Source organism: Janthinobacterium sp. AD80, from assembly GCF_002878455.1.
Classification (GTDB): Bacteria; Pseudomonadota; Gammaproteobacteria; order Burkholderiales; family Burkholderiaceae_D; genus Janthinobacterium.
Genome location: NZ_NRDQ01000347.1, coordinates 1 through 500 on the forward strand (window position 1 = coordinate 1; position 500 = coordinate 500).

At 72.6% G+C, this 500-nt stretch carries 1 protein-coding gene; it reads right to left on the reverse strand.

Translation table 11 applies throughout. The features are described 5' to 3' along the window. The coding region (locus JaAD80_RS29320; protein ID WP_308410662.1) for a glycoside hydrolase family 3 N-terminal domain-containing protein at positions 1-500 on the reverse strand (500 nt) is incomplete at both ends.

Sequence of the window (500 nt, forward strand, 5' to 3'; positions counted from 1 at the left end):
GCCGGCCAGGGCGTCGAGCGCGGCCACGGCGGCGGGGCGCTCGAGCACCATGGCCATGTCGCTGCCGGCGGTCACGCTGCGCAGGGCGATCTGGCCCGCCATGTGGCGTTCCCGCACGGATGCCGTGTCCAGGCCATCGCTGATGAGGATGCCGTCGAAGCGCCACTGCTCGCGCACCAGTCCCTGCATCACGCGCGGCGACAGGCTGGCGGGCAGCTCGGCATCCAGGGCCGGGTACACCACGTGCGCGCTCATCATCGATGCCGCTTGCGCGGTGGCCTGGCGGAACGGCACGAAATCATATTCTTCCAGCTGCGCACGGCTCTTGGCGACGGTGGGCAAGGCCGCTTCCGGCAGGGCCGCGGCATCGCCGGGCATGAACAGGCGCGCGCAGCAGGCCACGCCTTCGGACTGGCTGCCGGCCATCCAGGCCATCGCCATCGCCGCCGCATGCGTCGGGTCGCCGCCGAACGCATGTTCCGCGCCCGCTGCGGCGGCAG